The organism is Planctopirus hydrillae (genome assembly GCF_001707835.1).
Lineage (GTDB): Bacteria > Planctomycetota > Planctomycetia > Planctomycetales > Planctomycetaceae > Planctopirus > Planctopirus hydrillae.
This window is the reverse complement of the sequence record NZ_LYDR01000158.1, coordinates 160,001-181,117: the sequence shown is the minus strand read 5'-3', so window position 1 is coordinate 181,117 and position 21,117 is coordinate 160,001. Positions and strand designations below refer to the sequence as shown.

Genomic DNA, 21,117 nt, shown 5'->3' with positions numbered 1-21,117 from the left:
AATGGATAACTTCAGTGAATAACGCCGTCATCGACAATTCATCGCGATGGAGTCGTTCTGCGAGTGAACACGATCCTGCTCATCGCATGAATCCCGCCGGAGAGAATGATCTGGCGAACTTCCGTCAGAAGATCAATCAGTTAAGAAGCCGGTTGAATTCCGCGTTGTTGGGAAAACCGGCTGTTGTGGAGTATGTGCTGGCTTCATTGCTCGCACAGGGGCATGTGCTTCTGGAAGATAAGCCAGGTCTAGGGAAAACAACGCTGGCCATTGCCCTTTCTCAATCCATCGGCAGCCGATTTCGCAGGGTTCAGTGTACTCCCGATCTGCTTCCCAGTGATCTGACGGGTTTCAATATCTACAACCAGAAAACGCAGGAGTTCGAATTTCAGAAAGGCCCTGTATTCACCGAAGTGTTGCTGGCCGACGAAATCAATCGAGCCACTCCACGAACTCAAAGTGCGCTGCTGGAGGCCATGGCGGAAAAACAGGTGACGATTGACGGATTGACTTATCAGTTACCCGCCACTTTTTTTGTCATTGCGACGCAGAACCCGCATGAACAGCATGGGACTTACCCCTTGCCTGAGGCTCAGCTTGATCGCTTCGCCATGAAGCTTTCGATTGGTTATCCCCAGGAAGATGATGAAGCTCGCATGCTGGCAGCGGCAGTCAAGTCGAGTCCAGAGCAGGGTAAGTCCGTCAGAACCACTGCTGATGAAAGCTGCCTGACCCCTGCCGAATTGCTCCATTTGCAGCAGTTGACGGCGGCGATTCATGTGCAGCCGAACGTGCAGAATTATCTGGTTCAGGTCGCCCGTGCCTCTCGTAGTCATCCCCGAATTGCTTTAGGGCTGAGTCCTCGTGCGCTGCTCATCTGGCAACGACTGGGGCAAGCCTGGGCGTGGTTGCAAGGCCGGGATTTTGTCACGCCCAGCGATCTTCAGGAGGTCGCTTATCCGGTACTGGCTGTGCGTCTGGTGATTGATGAAGACTCGACTGAAAAAATGATTACAGAACTGATTTCATCGGTACCAGTCCCTTGATTGTGAATCTGCGATTGCAACCAGAAGCTGTTGAGTCGTTGAGAGCCTTGATACTTTTTCGTCGTGAGTGACTTATGATCGTGCTGGTGACATTTCTGATTCGTACATTACAAGCCGCTGTCGATGCCGCCCCCACTTTGCTGGCTGGCTGTTTTTGTGCTGCATTTCTGCATGTCGTCGTGGGACGCTCTCGATTGCACGCAGCATTTTCGGGTTCAGGCTGGCAGGGGGTGGTCAAGGCGACTGTCTACGGATCTCTGGTGCCAGTCTGCTCGCTCGGTGTGATCCCCCTCTTGTTTGAAATGCGATCTGCCCGGGTGAACATGGGGCGCATTGTCGCCTTTGGAGTCTCGGCCCCACTGCTGAATCCGATCACTGTCTGTTATGGGTTGACGGTGCTCACCATTCCCATGTTCTTGACCGTTGTTGGCTGCGCCTTACTGATTTCGATCAGTGCCGGCCTACTGATTGAAAGATTTTCAACTGAGAGCGAGCCGGATTCTTCCGCTCTTGCCAATCCGGAAGATGAGCGGCACGTCCATGTTTATGGCCTCGTTCGCATGCTCAACCTGATGATCATGACTCTCCGCATGCTGGCTGGGCCGGCACTCGCGTGGGTCATACTGGGAATGGTGATCTCAGGCGCGACGGCGGCAGTCATTCCGGCTGACAGCCTGGGTCACGAAATGGTGCATACAAATCTGTGGGCACCTTTGCTGATGATGGCCGCTGTGACGACGCAATTCGTCTCACCCGCAACGGGGATCATGCAGATGGCGGCGATGGAGAAGGTGCACTGGTCACTTGCGGCAGCGCTGATGCTCCAGACAGCAGGTGTCGGGCTGACAGCCTCCAATCTGATCATCTTCAGCCGCGTCCTGGGTTTGAAGAAAATGCTGGTCGTTCTGGGAATGATCTTCACCTTAACTCTGGCCATGGGCTTTGCTGCCAACGAGACCTTGCCGCGAATTCCGACAGACGACGATGAAACACATGCTCTGGATAATCTCTCACAGCCTTTTGGGACTTTCTCGACGATTCCACCTGTCATGCAGATCTGGGCCAGTGCCACGACCTTTTCGAGTGAGGCCAATGCCTGGGCCCTGAGTCTCGTGCTGATTGGGGTTGTCGTCGGTGGTGTTTTGAGATGGCGGAGGATTGGCTTGTTCTTGCCAGAAGCCGTCTTGCAAGCCAAAGAAGAAGCGGCGGAAAAGACTCGAAACAACAGCTTCAATCGCCCACTTTCACCCGGAATTTTAAAAGGCTTAGGTCTTGCTGCCGCCACGGCTGGCCTTCTGCTGGTGGTCTATATTTACTATCCACCCGCTGAAGAGGTGTTCGATGAGATTGGTGCAATTCGTGCTGAAGCTTTGACAGCGATCAATCAGGGGCAATGGGGGATTGCCGAGACTCGATTATCCGCCTGGAATCAGCAATTGAGCAAACTGAAAACCAGTGAAATGCTCAGGGGAAGGTTCACGACAGAGGCGAGGGAAGAGGCTGTCCGCAAACTCGGCCTCAGGTTGAAAGAAGTCCAGGAGGCTATTCGGAAGAATGCGGCAGAGGAAGCGAAAGAGCTTTCCCGAGATCTCTTCAGCATGAATAGCGAGTGCCGCCGAATCTTTCTGAATCAGGATACGAAGACTGCTCTCTAGTCATCCTTTGCAAGTTCTGACCAGGTCTGTGAAGAACTGGTCAGACTGCACCTCGATCAGGAATCAGAAGTCGAAGATTCTGTGGTGACTTCGCTGGGTTGCTCGATTCTCAATCGCAGAATTTTTCGCTTATCCGCTTCAATAATCGTCATCTTGAGATTGTTCCAGTCGAAGATCTCACCCGTCGACGGCATACGGCCCAGTTGAGAAAAGACAAAGCCACCGATGGTGTCGAATTCGCCATCTTCGGGAAGCCCATAAAGAAACTGCTCGTTCAAATCGTCGATATGCATTCGAGCATCGATTTCGACGATGTTTGGAGCAATCTTTTTGACAGGCGACTCACCTTCGAGAGTGTCATATTCGTCGGCGATTTCACCGACAATCTCCTCCAGAATGTCTTCCATCGTCACGAGACCAGCGACACCGCCGTATTCATCGAGAACGATTGCCATTTGAAAGTGCTCTCTCTGCATCATTTCGAGGAGAGCAGCGATGCCAGTCGTTTCGGGGATGTACTTAGGTTCGCGGAGAATTTCGCTCAGTCTCGGGAGTGAATCGCGTGCGCAGGCAGGGTCGAGAGCTTTGAGAAGATCTTTAGAATAGAGCAAGCCCACAATCTCATCCGGGCTGTCGGCAACGACGGGAACGCGGGAATGACCCGATGAGATCAGCTTCTGGCGAGCTTCTTCCAACGAGGCACCCAGGGGGATCGAGAACATATCAGTGCGCGGGGTCATGATTCCGCCCACATCTTCGTCCTGCAGCTCCATCACCCGGTGGATCATCACGCGAGCCCCCTGTTCGAGGTAACCTTCGCGCTGCCCTTCATCGACGACAGTCCGTATTTCATCACTTAAGACAGAGGCGTCGTCTTCTTCGGGTTCACCACGTCCTACGAGACGATGGGCCATGCGATCGAGCCACTTGGCCAAAGAAAGTAATGGCCACAATAGATATTGCACACTGTTGATGACTGGCCACCAGCGGTCCAGAAATGGCTCACTGGCAACCCGTGCGATGCACCAGGGAAGAATGTCCGCGACGAGTAGTACCGCCAGAACCAGGAAGACGTACTCAGCTACAAAATCCCATGGGAAACTCTGGGTTAATGCAGCTTCCTGTGCACGCGGCCAGCCGATTCCTAGGCCAACGGAAGCCGCCACACATAGGGTTGATAATGATAAGAGCAACTCAAGCCCCAAGAGGGCTGATTCTTGCTGCCTGAGAATTTCGCTGAACCTCTGGGAACGTCCCCTCTGGTTGCAAATTTCTTCGAGACGGCTGTAAGAAAAATCTCTCAGTGCGTAGCAGCCCAAGGCGCTCCAGCACGCCACCAGCAGAAACCCGCCGATTGCAATCAGGACAATCATCATGGCAGCGCGACCAGGCTCCTTGGATAACACAAAGTTCGATCATTCCCTGGCAGCAAAATCTCTCCTAACGTTTTCATTCAATTCTTGGGTTGCTGAGGCAGGCACGGGTTCAACAAAACCGTCATGCCAGTCAATCAAGTCGTGGGATCATTCTGATGGATCAACCTGAGGATCGAGACCTAATGGCAACAGATAAAACCGCTCGCGTTCACGCATCCTGTTTCGCTCAATTTCGACAAGATCGTCATACCCACAAAGATGTAACGACCCGTGCAGGCAGTATAACAAGACTTCCGAAGCGATGCACCAATTGTTCTCGGCAGCCATACCCGCTGCTGTTTCCACACTGACGATGACTTCGCCAATCAGAGGTTCACGGAGATTCGAGTCCGCATGCTCGTGATCATGCGAGACAGAATCCTCATTTCCATTCAGTACGAAGCTGATGACATCCGTGGGGTAGTCATGATTCAGAAAATCGCGATTGACCTTGTGGATCTGCTCGTTATTAACAAGGGCAATACTGATTTCTGCCTCTGGAAAACCTTCGGTTTCGAAAACATGTTTTAGTAGTATCTGGATAGGCTTCGGGTCGATCGTGGCGATTGATTGATGATCCGTGATTTCAATATCAATCATTTGCGCAAAGTCTTGTCCAAAAGAAAATTCATCCGGGTCATGTTCATCTGGCTCATCGAAGAGAAGTTGATGGGCTAGGCCGTTTTCTGGTCAGGGTATTTGATGCGGCCGTGGTAAATCGAAATGAGCGACTTCACCAGAGAGTCTTCCACAATCGCCAGCTCGGTCAACGTCAGACCGCTTTCATCGAACTGGCCGTCGAGCAACCGCTTGAGCAGGATTTCGTGCACCAGCGTTTCAATGCGTTTGGGAGTCGGTTCGCTGAGAGTTCGGCTGGCGCCTTCGACAGCGTCGGCCAGCATCATAATTCCAGTTTCTTTCGATTGAGGCTTTGGCCCAGGATACCGGAAGGATGATTCTTCAACCTCGGTTCTCACCTCGGCAGACTGTTGCCCTGCATATCGGGAAGCCTTGTGAAAGAAATACTCCACAAGTGTTGTGCCATGATGCTGTTCAATAAAATCAATCAGCGAGTCTGGCAAATGGTGCTGGCGTCCCAGGTCGGCTCCATCTTTGACGTGACCGATGATAATCAGAGTACTCATGGCGGGAGCAAGATTTTCGTGCCGATTCAACTCACCGGCTGTCATGTTTTCTACGAAATACTGGGGTTTGAGCATCTTCCCAATATCATGAAAGTAAGCCCCCACCCGACATAACAGACCATTGGCACCAATCGCATCGGCGGCTGTTTCGGCGAGTGTCGCCACACCAATTGAGTGGTTGTATGTGCCAGGAGCCCGGCGAACCAGTTCCTGGAGCAAGGGGTGCGAAACATCGCTCAATTCCAGCAGACTGATGTCTGTCACGACGCCGAAGGTCGATTCAATAAATGGCAGGCTGCCAGCCACAAGATAACCTGCGGCAATACACCATCCCGCACCTCGCAACGCATGCCAGAAGAGTTCGTGGTCGACCCACAGCCTGTCGGGACGCTGACTGACAATGACGCCCATCGTCATCGTCAGCAAAAAGTAAGTTCCGGCGGTAGCAATCCCGACTTTGATGAGTTTGGATCTGGAAGAGACCTGCCCAATACTGACAATCGCCACACAGATCGCACCAAGAATCGCGACAAATTCTCCTGTGTCAAAACCATTTGAAAGCACCAGGATCAAGGCGAGGCTGAGTCCCGTTAAAGCCGCAATGACCTGCTGATAGGCAATTGTCAGCACCATGACAACGCAGAGCAGGGGAATCAGTTCCGCTCGCCAGGGATCGAAAGACATCCAGCGGGCCAGGGCGATGGCCAGGAGCAAGCTGCCCAAATAAACGGTCAGGCGGGCAGTGCTTTTTACCAGTCTTGGTTCAGAACGAACAATGTAATAACCATTAACGGCAGCGAGAACTGAGAGCAGCAGAAAGACGACGACAGCCCTTAACAGGCCTTCGTACCAGGGAATGCCTGCAGCGATCTCATCGAACTGAGCCTTCAGAATATTTAATGTTTCGAGACTGATATTCGTCCCCGGGGCAACCAGCAGTGTTCCCCGCTTGTACTTATCGACAATTATCTCGGTCTGCAGTCGGGCTTCGTTAAGGGCTTGCCGCGAGCGTGCTTCATCAAATTCCAGCGTGCTGGGAGCTCGATTGACCAGCCAGCGTTCGAGCAAAGGCTGCAGTGGTTGCAGCAGATCAAAAGATTTCCAGCTACGTCCCAGTTTGCCCGTGCTTTTGAGCACTTCTTTCAGCAGAACCTGAGTGATGGCAATATCCTGCTCGTCGGCTGGATTTTCATCCGGAATGATATGGATGACGGCATCTTCTCGCAGATCGTGAAGTGCCAACTCGGATGGATCCAGAATCCCTGTCTGACGCAAAGGCTCAATAAATTTGGTGAACTCACCAATCATCTGCTCGATGCGCTGCTCACCTGTTTCTGTGGAGCCGAGAGTTGATTTGAGAGTCTCCCAGGCTTTGGAAGTATCACCCATATCACCATTCATATCGATGGATAAACCAAAAGATATGAGAACATCCGCGGGGACGTCTGCCGGCTGTTTGGCATTGAGAATCGCGAAGAGTGATTCTCTTAATTCATCGATCAGAGTGCGCCAGGCTGCTGTGTGGGCCAGGTAGACCGGTGGAGTTTCTGCTTCGTTGCGTTGCCGGGCCATTTCGGTCTTTTCGTCATTGAGACGACCGAAATCAATGCGTGCGACAATTCCATCCCGGCTGTATTGCCCTTGCCGGTAGGGAAAGGGGGCCGTCCAGCCCTCGACACACACCACCATCAGTACGAGAGAAATCATGACCAGCAACAGACGCAGCAGGATGTCAGCCTGGCCCATCTGTTGCGAAAAACGATTCAGTAATGAACTGGAACTGCCCAGATTGGCAGCTCGACCGATGCGTGTCTTGCGAGGCGAAAACAGTGGCATAGATGTTATTCCCCGGAAGCGGCACCTTCAGGAAAAGTGTCGCCTCTGATTTCCGCTCGCTTTCTGTCGGCATGAGATTTCAACCCCTATCAGGTTTGAAATTCATTCAGAGAGCGAGCGGAAGTTGATCGGGGTTTCACTCCTGCACAGCGGTGCTGTCTTTGGGATCCGGGGGACTGTGATTTGCAGTCTGGGTTCCAGTTAAGGCAGAACCGGCAATAGGGTTGGACGTACGATTGCCATCGAACTGTGTTCGAGGACGGGAGTCATTCGACTTCCCATTATCGTAAGCCGCAACGATACGCCTTACCAGTGGGTGCCTGACAATGTCCCCTCCAGAAAGCTCGATGACGGAGATTCCTTCGACATTCCTCAGCCGCTGGACAGCATCGGCAAGCCCGCTGGTCACGTTATCCGGGAGATCAATCTGGGTAGCATCACCTGTCACCACGATTTTTGATCTTTGGCCCATACGGGTCAAAAACATCTTCATTTGCACAGTGGTTGTATTTTGTGCTTCGTCGAGAATGATGAAGGTGTTGTTCAGTGTACGGCCTCTCATGAATGCCAACGGCGCGATTTCGATTACATCGCGGTCCAGATATCGCTGCACCGTGTCAAAATCGAGAATGTCTCCCAAAGCATCCAAAAGTGGTCGCAGGTACGGATTGACCTTTTCCAGCATATCACCGGGGAGAAAACCGAGCTTTTCACCCGCCTCAACAGCCGGTCGAACAAGCACGATCTTGCGAACCTGCTCGTTTCTCAGAGCGTTTACTGCCATAGCGACAGCCAGATAGGTTTTGCCTGAGCCGGCCGGGCCCGAGCAGAAGACGAGATCATGCTGGCGGATCGCTTCGATGTAAGCCGCCTGCCCCTGGCCCATGGGGAAGACTTTTTTGGCTTTATGGAAGACATCAATCGATGATTCCGCCCCGAGCAACGCTTCGGCATTGCGCCGATTGAGGACTCGTTCAAACTCTTCATCGGAAAGCACGCCACGCCTTTCGATGGTACCCCGGAGTTCGCCAATAATGTCGCTGCCTAAGTCCACCTGCTCGGAGGGCCCGGACAAGCGGATTTCGTCTCCGCGAAAGACCACTTCAATACGCAGTTTCTCACGAAGTTTACGCAGATTGCGATCATTCGGGCCAAAGAGGAGCTTGAGATGCTCGTGATTCTGAAATGCGATTTTGCGATCTGTCATCCTGATTCCGCTTCAATAACGTCCTTCTCGTCGAACTGCTTTCAGTCTGCTTTAAAAGTCGAGTAGCCATTTCCAATGGTACACAACCCGCAGGAGCGACTACGGTCGCAATTCCAATTTCCTGGGATAAGTCTCATCAATTATTGCCAACGTATTGAGAATGGCCATTTTGAAACCAATTGGCCAGCCTGATGAGAAATCCCCCCCAGTGTGCTCGATCATTCCACGTTTTGCCTGATTGGCAGTTCATTCATCGCCAGTCGCTTGTGTGTCCAGGGATTGATGTCCGTCGGCAACTTCTGCTGCCAATGGACACATGGAGGCACGCCGGGTTCAAAAATTTTTCTTTGAACCCATATTTCGATTGAAGAACGTTCCGAACAGAGACATGACTGCCGAAAACTTATCAATCAGCCATGATCCTGACGCTTTTCTTGATGCAATTGCTATCAAGTGCATTACCCGAATAACTCGATTTTACTGATACGCGGGTTGGTGCCGCCGCGTGCGGTCGTGGGCGGAAACCAGGCCAGGATGGCCGGTCTACGAAACGACAGGGATGTTTGAACATGTATGAAGCGTTTTTCCATCTGGCTCGCCGACCTTTTGTCGGGACTCCAGATCCGAATTGCTGGTTTCCGACTGAGCTGGTGCAGCATGCTCATGATGCGATCCTGCTGGGGCTGCGCGAAAGAGCCGGGGTGGCCATACTCAGTGGTGCGGCAGGTGTTGGAAAAACGTTGCTATGCGAGCGATTTGCCCGTGAGTTGGGAAATGATCACCCGGTCGTTTTTTTAAGGCATCCTCGTTTTGCGACGCGCCGCTCGCTGCTGCAAACCATTCTGGGTGAGTTGGAACTCCCTTTCAGTCGATTGAGCGAGCAGGAGTTGCGTCAGGAGTTTGAACGTTTCCTGAATCAAATGGTCGAGCAGGGGCATCAGTTCTTTCTCATCTGTGATGAAGCTCATCTGCTGGAAGACAAGATCATTGAGGAATTGCGTGCCTTCAGTGATCTCCATTTTCATGGGCAATCGGTCGTGAGGTTACTGCTGGCCGGTCAGTTGGAACTCGAAGAGCGGTTAGCGACGCCTGAACTTCAATCATTGGCACAGAGAGTCACGACACATTCCGCATTGGAAACGTTGAATCGTGCTGAATCGCATGAGTTTCTGGATTATCGCCTGACATGGGCAGGTGGTCGGCTCGAAGAATGTTTCACGCCAGAGGCCCTCTCCTTGATCGCCGAAGTGAGTGGTGGATCGCCACGTTGTCTGTGCCTGTTGGCTGATCATGCCCTGCTTTTGGCCTTTGCTCTGGGAGAAAAGCCAGTTTCAGTCTCAATCGTCGAAAACGCGCTGAACGACCTCAAGCATCTGGCGTTGCCATGGCAATTGAAAATGGTGCGCAGTACTGAGCTTTCTCAGTCGGGTCTGGCTGATGAGCCGGCCAGTCTGCAGGAAGCCACCGACTCGATCATCGACAAGGCTGCAATTGGTATGGCTGCAACCGGTGCAGCGACTTCCCCGACTGTCGTCGAAGAAGACGCTGAGTCTGTCAACCATCGGGCCATTGACAGCTCTGCAATCAATCCTGTGCGAACCGATGAAACAGGGACAATTTCCGAGATTCAGGCTGTTGACGACTGGGATCAACTCGAACTCTCTTCGATTGAGATTGGTGCTGGAGTGGAAACAGAAAATCATCCGGCAGCAGTGCCTGATCAGGATGATTTTTCGGCTATTGAAGAAGAGTTCGCAGAGGAAACTTCGCGACTGGCACAGTCATCCACAACCGGCTTACCAGGGAAGTTTGATGACTGGTCAGCCATGAGTTCTGAACCTGAACTCAAGGGGCAGCACTTTGCCGCCCAGGGTGTGGAGCGACAAGAGACTTCCGTTGGGCAAGCCACGTTTGACGACATCGCCATGGATGACTTTGGCTTGGAAGATATCTCCAGCCATGCAATTGAAAGTCGTTTCGAGAATCCTCAGGCGAGATCCGAAGTGCCCGCTGTGAGTGATGATGTACCAGCATTTGCCAGCCATCACGAAGAGAGTCACGCTGCGTCTCATGACTCGGCGGCTCCAGTTTCGGAACAGGAAGCACTCGAACTGCGTCTTGAAAGGATGTTGGCCAAGTGGCGTCTGGCCACGGATCAGGATCAGATCAAAGGGCCGCACACGCCATTTTCCAGTCAGTGGAAGCTGTTGGATCAGGTTGATACTGATACCCCCGAGTCACCACAGAATTTGACCGGTTCTGATTCGACCAGCCTCAGTTCGAATCACGAAGACATTGATGCCATTGATTTTTCGCATGATGAAGATCCCGCCTTGTACGTCGCGGAAGATCATTTGAAATCGACTTCATCATCGAATGCGACAGCAGATCTGAAGGGGGCCGATCTTCTCGAGGCAGAATTCATCGAGACCGAAGTTCCATCCAGTCTGTTTGTTCACCCTTCCTGGGGTGTGTCACAAATTCCACAAGACTTTGTCCCCTTTGCAGATCCTACAAAGCTGATTGAGGCCATCGAGAATCAGGAGCGACCGCTTGAAGTTGCCATGACCAACGATGTGATTCCAGTGATTCCGCTTCCCGAAGCAGAGCAGGACGTCGACACCGCTGCCTCTGAGCCGGCAGGGCCAGTCGAAGTAACATCTGCTGATCGCATGATTGATTCTGAACCGTCTGGAATTGCCACTGCCATTGATCAGATTCTGCCCTGGATCGATGTCGCGGAAGGCCGCCACTCCGAACTCGTTGCGGAACAGGCTCAGGAGTTGGATCGGAAGTATGCCGAGATCAGCTCGACGACAGAGCATCGTTCGGAAATGTCGCCTGCCGACCGACAGGCTGCACGACTGGCAAAGTATGTGGCTGGTGATCTTGATGAGATTCGCGAGCGGGCGCTGGCTGCCGAGGCGATGGATCTGGCCGAAGGAACACGGGCAGCTCTGAACGTTCTCTCACAAGGATCAAACTCGGGCAACAGCCAGGTCCCCCAGCAGGATCAGATTCCGCAAGAGGCTCTGGAGCCTTGGGAAGCCGATTTGCGTGGGGCAGAAACCGAATCCGAAGACTGGCAAAATGCACCTGATGAATCTTTGCTGAGCGAAGATCCGTTGTCACGCGATGAGTATGATCCTGTACGTGATGCTGGTGACGAGATCATGAACGGGATGAATGAAATTCAGCATCAGGCATTTCATCCTCTGCAGGATGCCGAGAGAATCTTCTCGAAAATCGACGGCCATCCTGAGCAGGAAGCAGGGGAGTCGATCGATACCCCCGAGCTTCAGCCGACATTGGCAACGAGATACAGAAACCTCTTCAGTATTTTGAGACGCCGAGCCACCGGGCAACGTCGCTAGTCGAGTTCCAGATTCAAACTCGATGCTGGTTCCGCAAATGGCTTTGTCTGCACCCGAGGGCTATTTGTGGAATCAGAGACAGCATCATCTGTTTTTGAAAGAGTTTCGTGATGCTCTTGAAGAGCAGTTTGAGATGCTTGCGTTTGAGTCCTGGCCCAATCGATAAACTGAGAATTCAACTGGTCGAGATCAACAGTTTTCGTCAATTGACAGAGAATGAGGGCCGAATCTTTCGCGGCATTCGACTGGCGTAATCTCCGATAGAACGATTCCAGTACTCCCTGTTGCTGCAGGTAAATGCAGAACAGCCTCGAATGGGCATACTCGATGGCTGGAGCATTCGACGTGGCAAACGGCTGGCTGATCAATACTTTCAGCGCAGGAGCCTGTGATCGATCGAGTGCTTCGCGGAAATGTTGATATCTCCAGTTGGGCAGACCTTTGAGTGCTGTGCCTGTCTCGTTGAATTCGCATTCCTCGTGCAATGAAGCAAGGCCTTCATCAAACCACTCAGGACAGTTTTCAAAATCACTGTGAATCAGTGCATGTGTCAGTTCATGAGCTAATGAACCAATCCCGGTTTCCAGATTGATGGCAATGCAGTGATCATCTCGCGAATAAAAACCTGCGTATTCAACAGGTCTGAATCCTGGCCAGCGAGGACGGAGTGAATTCCACCGTGCCGCCGATTTCACAAGAATGATTTTGATGGGTTTGTTAACTGGTGAGTCAAAATAGCTGATGGACAGGGCGTGTTGGCTCGGGAGCAGGACATTCGCATAGATCCACTGCAAATCTTCCATGGAACTATCGCTCGCCAGGACAAAGGGGGCTCGAGCGAGGATCTGAAAGTCGGTTCCTAATTCCATGCGGAGTTGATTAGCAGCTTCCTGTACGTTTTTGGTGATTTCTTCCTGGGGCGGGGCGTCGTTATCGAGTTTTTCGGCCTTGTGATCCCTGTTGAACAAACTGGATACGGGTTGCCACCACCCGGATGAAACTGGCGATGCTGCCACAGTCGACGGATGGTTTTGCCATGCCGATGTCTCAGGAGAGAGAGCGTGAGGTCTGGTCAGCCAGAAGCAGCACCCAATGATCGCGAATGGGCCGAAAATCAGCACCACGTGTCGCGTTCGTTGATGTGCTGGGGCAGTCGCCATAAACACCAGATCTCAAATGAGCAGGCAAAATTGAAGAGCTGATCCTCACGTCGAGGGCAATAGTCATTCGCTGGGAGTAAGTGTCCGAAGAGAGGATTCATCAATATTCAGGTGGAGTGTTTCCGAATCGTCGATTTCCCGGCGCAATGTCAGATCAAATATGACTGGGCATTTGCAACAGGCGGCCTGTTTCTCCTCGCTTTAGGAAAAATGACAGAAATCCTGAGGAAAGCACCGGGTAACTTTTCCACCACAGGAAGACTCTCCTGACTGAAAGAATCGAAAGAATCGTTCAGGTCATGGAATGGTCAGGTAGACTGGGCAAAAAAAGTTGAGGTGAAACTGACCGATTCCCCCCTAAAACTTCCTTTTCCCAAACTGCTGATTCCCCTAGGCTAGGTGCTCATGCAAACTAGACAGGTGCCTCAAAGTTCCAGCATTCTTGACATAAGACCTTGCGTCATCGAAGTATGCGGTTTTTTGATGAGATGATTTCATGGCCTGTGAACTTGATTCATGGTGGCACAACGAGCTGATCGTTGAATACGCTGCTGCCTGATGGAGAGTGAACAAGCCGCCTCTAACGTGGCCGACTTATAACTGACGGAACCTCATGTACGCACAGAATTACAAGCATTTGGGCGCTCATCCGGAAATTCGTGATGGGGTTTCAGGGACTCATTTTGCTGTGTGGGCACCGAATGCCCGCGAAGTTAGCGTGATCGCTGATCTGAATTTCTGGAGTCATGGGCAGAACTGGTTGCAATCCAGTGACGATGGCGTCTGGCGGGGCTTTATTCCCGGGATCAAGCCCGGAGATATCTACAAATACAGCCTGAAGACGGCCTCCGGCTTGAGACTCGAAAAGTCTGACCCTTATGCCTTTGCAGCCGAGTTACCACCACGGACTGCTTCTGTCGTTTCCGATCTTTCGGGCTTTCGTTGGAATGACGAGAAGTGGATTCGTCAGCGGGAAATGAAGAATATCTACGAGCAGCCCATCTCGGTTTACGAGGTCCATCTGGGATCGTGGCGGAGGCCAACGGATGGTAGACGATACTTCAATTATCGTGAACTGGCCGTGCAACTCGTCGAATACGTTAAGCCACTGGGTTTTACCCATGTGCAGTTGCTGCCCGTGACGGAGCATCCTTTTGATGGATCATGGGGCTATCAGACCACAGGTTATTTTGCTCCGACCAGTCGATTTGGATCACCTCACGACTTCATGTTCTTCGTCGACTACTGTCATGAACACGGCATTGGTGTACTCATGGACTGGGTCCCCGCTCATTTTCCGACCGATGCACACTCGCTCGGAAATTTCGATGGGACAGCACTTTATGAACACGCTGACCCTCGCAAAGGATTTCATCCCGACTGGGGCACCCTGATTTTCAATTATGGTCGCACGGAAGTGGCTGATTTTCTGCTCTCCAGTGCCAGATTCTGGATGGATGTCTATCACGTGGATGGCCTGCGGGTCGACGCCGTGGCCTCCATGCTGTATCTCGATTACTCGCGTAAAGCCGGGGAATGGATGCCGAACATGTTCGGCGGGCGCGAAAATCTGGAAGCCATTCAGTTTTTGAAAGATTTGAACGTTGTGATCCACCAGGATTTTCCTGGCGTGCTGATGGTGGCCGAAGAGTCGACCTCCTGGGGTGGTGTTTCCCGTCCGGTTTACACGGGCGGATTAGGTTTTGGCTTCAAATGGGATATGGGCTGGATGAACGACACTTTGCGGTATTTCCGCAGAGATCCCATCTATCGCCGGCACCACCAGAACGAACTCTCATTCCGGATGGTGTATGCCTTTACTGAGAACTTCATGCTGCCACTTTCCCATGATGAAGTGGTGCACGGCAAACGCTCGTTAATCAGCCAGATGCCCGGAGATCATTGGCAGCAGTTTGCCAATTTAAGAGTTCTGTATGGCTATCAGTTCACCACACCAGGCAAGAAACTGCTCTTTATGGGTGGTGAAATCGCCCAGTGGACCGAATGGAATCACGATGCTCAACTGGATTGGGAACTGACCAAATTCCAGTTTCATCACGGCATCCAGAAACTGATTGCGGATTTGAATCAGCTCTATCGATCCGAATCGGCTTTGCATTATGGCGATTGTGATGCCGAGGGCTTCTCGTGGATCAGCGCTGATGATTATCAGAACAGCGTTTATTCCTGGGTGCGATACGGCAGTCATCCCGAGAACCTGCTGGTCATCATGATGAATCTCACACCGATTCCCCGACACAACTACAAAGTCGGTGTCCCGTTAGCTGGTTTTTATAAGGAAGTTCTCAACACAGACTCCAGTATCTACGGGGGTTCGAATGTCGGGAACTCGGGGGGCGTCTACAGCGAAATCGGACAACTTCATGGGCATGGCCAGTTTATTCAGGTGACCTTACCTCCATTAGGCATGATTGTGCTGAAACCGATCACACGGCCCGCCGCTGTACTCGAAGCCACGGCAGGAAAAGAGGCAAAAGATTAAATCGCTGCCAAATGCGATTCACTTGCCGTGGCAGGGAAGTGTGGCAACGTCCCTGCTCAAGCTTTACCAGGACGGAAGAGTTTCGCTGAATAGATCTTTCGGATTCGTCCGTACAATCGATTCATGTTTCGCCGGACTTGCACTTCTTGCCGAATCCAAGGCACTCGGAACCTGCTTACCGCAGTTTTGAGGGCAAGTTTCTGATATTCCCTCAAGAATATTGGAGACGATCGTGCATCGTGACCAGAAAATCGGTCTCGCCCTGGGCGTCCTGCTGATCGGAGCAGTGGCGGCATTTTTCTTTCGTAACGAACGCTCAACAATGGACGGAGTCCCAGTGATCTCCGACGTTGTTGAACTGGATGCTGTGATCGCTGAGAAAAGCTTCAGGCCTTACCTGGGGGATGCCAGCCGCTCTTCAGACCGGACTGTGGCCCGTCCCGTCAATGATACCCTCATCATTCCCCCGTTAAATGATCCGTGGGAAGGATCTGCGTCTGGCAAGATCGAGGCACCAGTAGCGCCGACCGATAATCCTCAGCAGGCGATGAACCGTGCGTCTGATGAAACGACTCAGGAGTTGCCGGTAATTCCCTGGCCTGATGATGTGCTGGAAGTGCAGTCCGTTACACCAAAACAGGCCGGTAGTTCACCAGCAACTGATAGAAATCAAGGCTTTCGAAGCGAACGCCAGGACCAGCGGGGAATGACTGAGGCTACTGGCGATTCGTCGATTTCAAATCATTCAGGAATCGATCGTTATCAGCGATCAAGTGGCTATGGCCCGGGAGATGCCGGCCGACCAGATTCCGAGGCCATCACGATGGTGACCCATGTCGTCAAAAAGGGTGAAACTTTATCGTCGCTCTCACAAAAATATCTGGGACGTGAAAGTCGTTATCTGGAAATCTTTGATGCCAATCGAGACCAGTTGCGGGATGCTCATGGCGTGCGAACCGGAATGACACTCAGAATCCCTGTCACGAGGAACTCGAGAAACATTGCGGAAACTCCTCGACAGACGAAGGACGATGCTGCATCCCCAGCGCCCGCCAATGGAGAGAAACGATTGTTTGTGCCCTTCAAGCCGCGTCCTGCCAACGCTGCCACCTGGGGGCCAACCACGGAGTTACCCGAAGCGGCACCCCGCCGCCTGAGTCAGCAACCACCCGAAGCCAGCGTGTTGCGTTAAGAATGTCAGTTGGCTTTTGGCATTCGATTCCCTCACATTCTTCAGTGCCGCAACGCGAAGAGTGTGACTGAGCCCAACAACGACATCACTTTGTGGTTGCGATCCGTCAGCAGGAGTGTGCCTCCAGAAAATGTTGGGGGATGCCGATGCGCGGACGGAGAAGTTTCGTCTGCGGGCAAAACTCGGCAACCGCAATCATTTCCCGGTCTTCATTCAGGATGCAAACATGGGTAGGAATCTCTGGTTGACTCTCTGACGTTGAGTGCAGGGCCTGCAGTGCATCACCCGAAATGTTTTTGCCATGCTGCAGGTCTACGACGGCCTGGCGCGTGGCCACCCAACGCTGAGATTCAGTAAAAGCCAGCATAGGGTGGAGCATTAGAGGCTGGAGATCCGTGAGGCTGAAGCCATTCGGCAGGCTGTCGAGCTGCAGTGCGCCATCGAGGTGAAATGGCCCAATATGTGTGCGTGTCAGTGCGGACATATAGGCTCCGCACTGAAGTTTCTCCCCGAGATCTCTTGCCAGGGATCGAATGTAAGTGCCACTGCCACATTCGATCTGCAATTCGATGTCCGGGTTGGCGTACTTCGTTAACGCGATTTGATGAATTTCAACCGTTTTAGGCGTCAGCTCAAACTCCTGACCAGATCGGGCCAGGTCATAAGCTCTTTTCCCTGCCACATGGACCGCACTGAAGCGAGGGGGAATCTGTTGAATCTGGCCACGAAAGTGAGTGAGCTCCTGTTCGATCAACTCGCGCGTGAGATGCTGCGTATCGATCTGGCCGGAGAGTTCTCCTTCGGCATCGTCTGTTGCGGTGGTTTGCCCGAGATGGAAGGTTGCAGAATATCCTTTGGGCAGCGCCTGAACATGCTCCGTCAGACGAGTTGCCGGGCCGATCCCAACGACCAGAACACCTTCTGCGAGTGGATCGAGAGTTCCGGCATGCCCGACCTTCAGGGGGCGAACAGCACGTTCGATTTTGCTGACCACATCGCGGGAGGTCATTCGCAGTGGTTTATGGATATTGAGAAAGCCCCACTTCATGGTGGCGAATATCGTTCTGAAGAGACATGTTTCAGGGTAAAGGCATATTCAAGGGTTATGGCAGAAAAAAGCCCTTGTCATGATGTACATGACAAGGGCTTCGAGGGGTGGCTTACCGGGATCGAACCGGCGACCTCCAGAACCACAATCTGGCGCTCTAACCAGCTGAGCTAAAACCACCACACAGAACAGTTGCACCATTCTTTCTGTAATTTATCTTCGATTGAGGCAGCCAGCAAGTCAAAAGCACAGGGTGGTCTTGGGGGACAATTTTCTTTTGACTGGAGAATCTGCCATTTCCCGAACCGAGTTCTTTGAAACAGGATTGGGAATAGCCCGTCCACTCTGACACAATACAATCGAACTTGTTCAGCCTTGCAGGCTGAATCGGAGAAGGCACTGGACGTGCTTTCATATTGAGCTGTCGCGAGAAGCGTCATCCCACGGAAAACGGCAGGAGCACCCGGAATTGATTGAAACGACATCTGCAGTGTTGAAAATCGATCACCTTGTGACGCAGTTCCGTACGGAAAACGGCTACTTCACGGCAGTGAATGGTTTGACACTGAATATTGGAAAAGGGCGAATTCTCGGACTCGTGGGAGAATCTGGTTCAGGCAAGTCTGTCACCTCGCTCTCCATTATGCGCCTTTTGCCAGAAAGCAGCGCGAGGATTGCCGAGGGCACGATGACGTTTCTTGGCAAAGATCTGGTGAGATTACCCTCGCGGCAGATGCAGGAACTGCGAGGCCATGACATCAGCATGATTTTTCAGGAGCCGGGGACATCCCTTAACCCGGTGTATAAGGTCGGAAGTCAGGTCGCTGAGGTCTTGTTGCTACACCAGCAGGCCACTTCCGGGAATGTGATGCAGCGAGTGATCGAGCTTTTTCATGAAGTGGGTATTCCTCATCCCGCTGAGCGAATTCACAGTTATCCTCACGAGATGTCTGGTGGCCAGAAACAGCGTGTGATGATCGCCATGGCGCTGGCTTGTAATCCCCAGTTGCTGATTGCCGATGAACCCACGACGGCGCTCGATGTCACGATCCAGGCGCAGATACTGGGGTTGATTCGAAAGTTGCAGCAGACACGGCAAATGTCTGTGCTATTCATTACTCACGACCTGGGGGTGATCGCAGAAATTGCAGATGATGTTGCCGTCATGTATCGGGGGAAACTGGTCGAGCAGGGACCTATTGAAGAGATCTTCACGAATCCGCAGCATCCTTACACCCGAGGATTGCTGGCCTGCCGCCCGACGCTTGAGTCGCAGAAGAAGCGGTTGAACACGGTTGCTGATTTCATGGACGTCGTGGAAAACCAGGCGACTGGTGAGTACACAATCGTGCCGAAGCATGCCCACAGCGAACGAATGGTACTGGCTGAGAAGAATGCACGGGATCGGTTATTTTCTCCAAGGTCCGAAGTGATTTCGTTAGGCTACGACGTCTCCGCGATTCCTGAAAACCGGTTTATTCCGGAAGGGACCAAGCCTCTATTGTCAGTGCGTGATCTGCAGGTCTATTACCCTGTCCGCACTGGTTTCCTGCGTCGGGTCACTGGGCATATTAAAGCTGTGGATGGAATCAGTTTTAATGTGTATCGAGGCCAGACATTGGGGCTTGTCGGAGAATCAGGTTGTGGAAAAACCACGACCGGAAGAGCCCTCATGCGGCTGATTTCGTTCACGGGTGGGGAGTTTGACTTTAATGGAATTCCCTGGAGCCAGCTTTCGGAGCGAAATTTAAGGCCTCATCGCCGCAAACTGCAGATTGTCTTTCAGGATCCTTACGCATCGCTGAATCCTCGCATGACCGTCGAAGCGCATTTGACGGAAGCGATGGCTGTGCATCAGCTTGGTGCCAGTAAAAATGACCGCCGCGACATGGCAGCCCAGTTGCTTGTCGAGGTGGGTCTCAAAGAAGAGCATCTGCCCAGATATCCGCACGAATTTTCGGGGGGGCAAAGGCAACGCATTTGTATTGCCCGGGCACTGGCTGTAGAGCCGGAATTCATTATTTGCGATGAATCAGTGTCGGCACTCGATGTCTCAGTTCAGGCGCAGGTACTCAATTTATTGAAGGATCTGCAGGAAAAACGCGGGCTGACTTACATCTTCATCAGTCACGATTTGAGCGTGGTGAAGTTCATGTCGGATATGATTGCCGTTATGAATCAAGGGCGTCTTGTGGAGTACGGCCCGTCAGAATTGATCTACGCTGATCCGCGGGATGAGTACACCAGGCGTCTCATCTCAGCCATCCCTCAGGTCTCTGAGGAAAAACTCAGGCAAAGGATTGCGGCTGGCAACAAAGAAACTGCTTTATGATGAGCAAATTTGAAGCACTTCGTGCTCGCCTTTTGCTGCAAACCCATCTTTAAGGGAGCGTCTCTGGCTTGTGCATGCCGGCAAAACGCACCACGAGAACCTTCTGCTTAGGTTGCAGTTGTTTCGGCTGGCCAAAGAAGTTGCCTCCCAGTGTGGTTTCCGCAGCATTGGTGCAGGAAGCAACTGCCATTTCACCCGTGTTGAGGGTGACAGAAAACTTCTGTGCATAACAGGTTTCGACCAGTTTTCCGCCCCGAAGCTCCCAACCGGCATCTGTCGGTGTGTGTCGCATCTGCTCCTGCCCGTGGTGGAGTTCTGGGATGAAATCGAGGCGAACCCAGCCATCCTGCAGTCGATGCGGGCGCAGCTTCAGAACACACTGAAGTTGCTCAAAGGTTTTTGAGGTCGTCTTTCCGTTTTCATTCAGGCTGACTTCCATAGGATCCAGCCATGATTTGACATCAATATCGGTCGTGGCACCCGATTGAACGACCACTTTTCTGCGAACGCATTGACTGAGTGAATACTCATCTTCGATCTGCCGCGACATTCCGAGGAGTGCTTGCAGCATCGGAGGAGGCGAGGCACCGACAGTGCCAATCCGCAGTCCATTCTGTTGCATCAACTGCCTTAAGCCGGGTGCTGCCGCACCGACTTCATCAATTTCCCGCCAGAGTTGCTCACTGACAGTCGGGTCAGAAGCCGGGCGTTCGACAAACAGAATTTCCAGTTGAATCGAGTTCGCCGGCGCATTGATCGGGGGGAGTGGATTCGTACTCGATATCGATTGCTTTTTGAGAAGCTGGTGTGCCTCTTGTGTGAGTCCTGGCACCAGCACACACCCGGCAAAAACGGGGATCAGCAGGGAAGTCATTCCCAGCAGTAAGACCCCACAGAGCCGGTATGAGCAATGCCAGTTCACGGTAAGTTTTGTCCTGAAATCGAGGGATGCCATGTGCAGGAGAGGAGCCAGCGATCAAATCGAGAAGAGGGCAGTTATCGTCAGAAATGGTGTGAAATATCGCCCGGCGGTGAGGCCATGTCCTAGAGACATCGAAGTGGTTTGAAGCAGGGTAGGGAAGTGTGGCAGGTGTAATGGATGGCAAGTGCGAAGGATGGCAGAGAAAACGGTTACTGAGCAGTGAACGTCAGACTGGGGAGGAAAAAGGCTTTCGACGGATGAGATTTGGTGGAGAGCAGAATC

13 protein-coding genes and 1 tRNA gene are annotated in these 21,117 nt (G+C 52.3%); 6 read left to right on the top strand and 8 right to left on the bottom strand.

Annotated elements, in window-relative coordinates; all coding sequences use genetic code 11:
* Window positions 1-14 precede the first annotated feature (14 nt).
* Complete coding sequence (locus tag A6X21_RS22490; protein WP_205847511.1) at window positions 15-1,046, top strand: AAA family ATPase; 1,032 nt, start codon at window positions 15-17, stop codon at window positions 1,044-1,046.
* Window positions 1,047-1,126: 80 nt separating this feature from the next.
* A complete protein-coding gene (locus A6X21_RS22485; RefSeq protein ID WP_165603906.1) occupies window positions 1,127-2,701 on the top strand; it encodes a permease in 1,575 nt (524 codons plus the stop codon).
* A gap of 56 nt (window positions 2,702-2,757) precedes the next feature.
* On the opposite strand, the gene A6X21_RS22480 is transcribed toward A6X21_RS22485, so the two are convergent.
* From A6X21_RS22480 to A6X21_RS22465, 4 genes are all read right to left on the bottom strand, one after another.
* Window positions 2,758-4,107, bottom strand: coding sequence for a hemolysin family protein (locus A6X21_RS22480; RefSeq protein WP_240490375.1), 1,350 nt, complete (start codon window positions 4,105-4,107; stop codon window positions 2,758-2,760).
* Window positions 4,108-4,224: 117 nt separating this feature from the next.
* Complete coding sequence (gene ybeY / locus A6X21_RS22475) at window positions 4,225-4,716, bottom strand: rRNA maturation RNase YbeY (protein WP_083233843.1); 492 nt, start codon at window positions 4,714-4,716, stop codon at window positions 4,225-4,227.
* 74 nt (window positions 4,717-4,790) lie between these two features.
* Window positions 4,791-7,097 carry an HD family phosphohydrolase gene (locus A6X21_RS22470; protein ID WP_068853101.1) on the bottom strand — a complete coding sequence of 769 codons (2,307 nt, stop codon included), beginning with the start codon at window positions 7,095-7,097 and terminating at the stop codon, window positions 4,791-4,793.
* Window positions 7,098-7,233: 136 nt separating this feature from the next.
* The gene (locus A6X21_RS22465; protein ID WP_068853098.1) at window positions 7,234-8,304 is read right to left on the bottom strand and encodes a PhoH family protein; all 1,071 of its coding nucleotides are present in this window, start codon (window positions 8,302-8,304) and stop codon (window positions 7,234-7,236) included.
* A gap of 569 nt (window positions 8,305-8,873) precedes the next feature.
* Here A6X21_RS22465 and A6X21_RS22460 point away from each other — a divergent pair.
* The gene (locus tag A6X21_RS22460; RefSeq protein ID WP_068853095.1) at window positions 8,874-11,678 is read left to right on the top strand and encodes an ExeA family protein; all 2,805 of its coding nucleotides are present in this window, start codon (window positions 8,874-8,876) and stop codon (window positions 11,676-11,678) included.
* Here A6X21_RS22460 and A6X21_RS22455 read toward each other — a convergent pair.
* Entirely contained in the window at window positions 11,675-12,838 is a 1,164-nt protein-coding gene (locus A6X21_RS22455; protein ID WP_068853092.1) for a hypothetical protein, read from the bottom strand. The two genes, A6X21_RS22460 and A6X21_RS22455, sit on opposite strands and share 4 nt — an antisense overlap.
* A gap of 613 nt (window positions 12,839-13,451) precedes the next feature.
* Between A6X21_RS22455 and glgB the strand changes: the two genes are divergently transcribed.
* Window positions 13,452-15,341, top strand: coding sequence for a 1,4-alpha-glucan branching protein GlgB (glgB, locus tag A6X21_RS22450; RefSeq protein WP_068853089.1), 1,890 nt, complete (start codon window positions 13,452-13,454; stop codon window positions 15,339-15,341).
* Window positions 15,342-15,573: 232 nt separating this feature from the next.
* A complete protein-coding gene (locus A6X21_RS24470) occupies window positions 15,574-16,533 on the top strand; it encodes a LysM peptidoglycan-binding domain-containing protein (protein ID WP_131818502.1) in 960 nt (319 codons plus the stop codon).
* Between the two features lie 106 nt (window positions 16,534-16,639).
* On the opposite strand, the gene truB is transcribed toward A6X21_RS24470, so the two are convergent.
* Both truB and A6X21_RS22435 read right to left on the bottom strand, forming a co-directional pair.
* Window positions 16,640-17,581 carry a tRNA pseudouridine(55) synthase TruB gene (gene truB / locus A6X21_RS22440; protein WP_068853083.1) on the bottom strand — a complete coding sequence of 314 codons (942 nt, stop codon included), beginning with the start codon at window positions 17,579-17,581 and terminating at the stop codon, window positions 16,640-16,642.
* Between the two features lie 106 nt (window positions 17,582-17,687).
* A tRNA-His gene (locus tag A6X21_RS22435) sits at window positions 17,688-17,761 on the bottom strand.
* Window positions 17,762-18,050: 289 nt separating this feature from the next.
* Here A6X21_RS22435 and A6X21_RS22425 point away from each other — a divergent pair.
* Window positions 18,051-19,913 (top strand): ABC transporter ATP-binding protein, encoded by a 1,863-nt coding sequence (locus A6X21_RS22425; RefSeq protein ID WP_068853077.1) that lies wholly within the window; start codon window positions 18,051-18,053, stop codon window positions 19,911-19,913.
* A gap of 49 nt (window positions 19,914-19,962) precedes the next feature.
* Here the strand turns inward: A6X21_RS22425 and A6X21_RS22420 are convergent, their stop codons facing one another.
* Window positions 19,963-20,835: a hypothetical protein gene (locus tag A6X21_RS22420; RefSeq protein ID WP_131818501.1), complete on the bottom strand. Its 873-nt coding sequence runs from the start codon at window positions 20,833-20,835 to the stop codon at window positions 19,963-19,965.
* Window positions 20,836-21,117 lie beyond the last annotated feature (282 nt).

Coding starts and splice junctions, on each gene's coding strand:
- ybeY (WP_083233843.1), bottom strand. CDS start 4,716: ATGATTGATATTGAAATCACGGATCATCAATCAATCGCCACGATCGAC.
- A6X21_RS22470 (WP_068853101.1), bottom strand. CDS start 7,097: ATGCCACTGTTTTCGCCTCGCAAGACACGCATCGGTCGAGCTGCCAAT.
- A6X21_RS22465 (WP_068853098.1), bottom strand. CDS start 8,304: ATGACAGATCGCAAAATCGCATTTCAGAATCACGAGCATCTCAAGCTC.
- A6X21_RS22460 (WP_068853095.1), top strand. CDS start 8,874: ATGTATGAAGCGTTTTTCCATCTGGCTCGCCGACCTTTTGTCGGGACT.
- A6X21_RS22455 (WP_068853092.1), bottom strand. CDS start 12,838: ATGGCGACTGCCCCAGCACATCAACGAACGCGACACGTGGTGCTGATT.
- glgB (WP_068853089.1), top strand. CDS start 13,452: ATGTACGCACAGAATTACAAGCATTTGGGCGCTCATCCGGAAATTCGT.
- truB (WP_068853083.1), bottom strand. CDS start 17,581: ATGAAGTGGGGCTTTCTCAATATCCATAAACCACTGCGAATGACCTCC.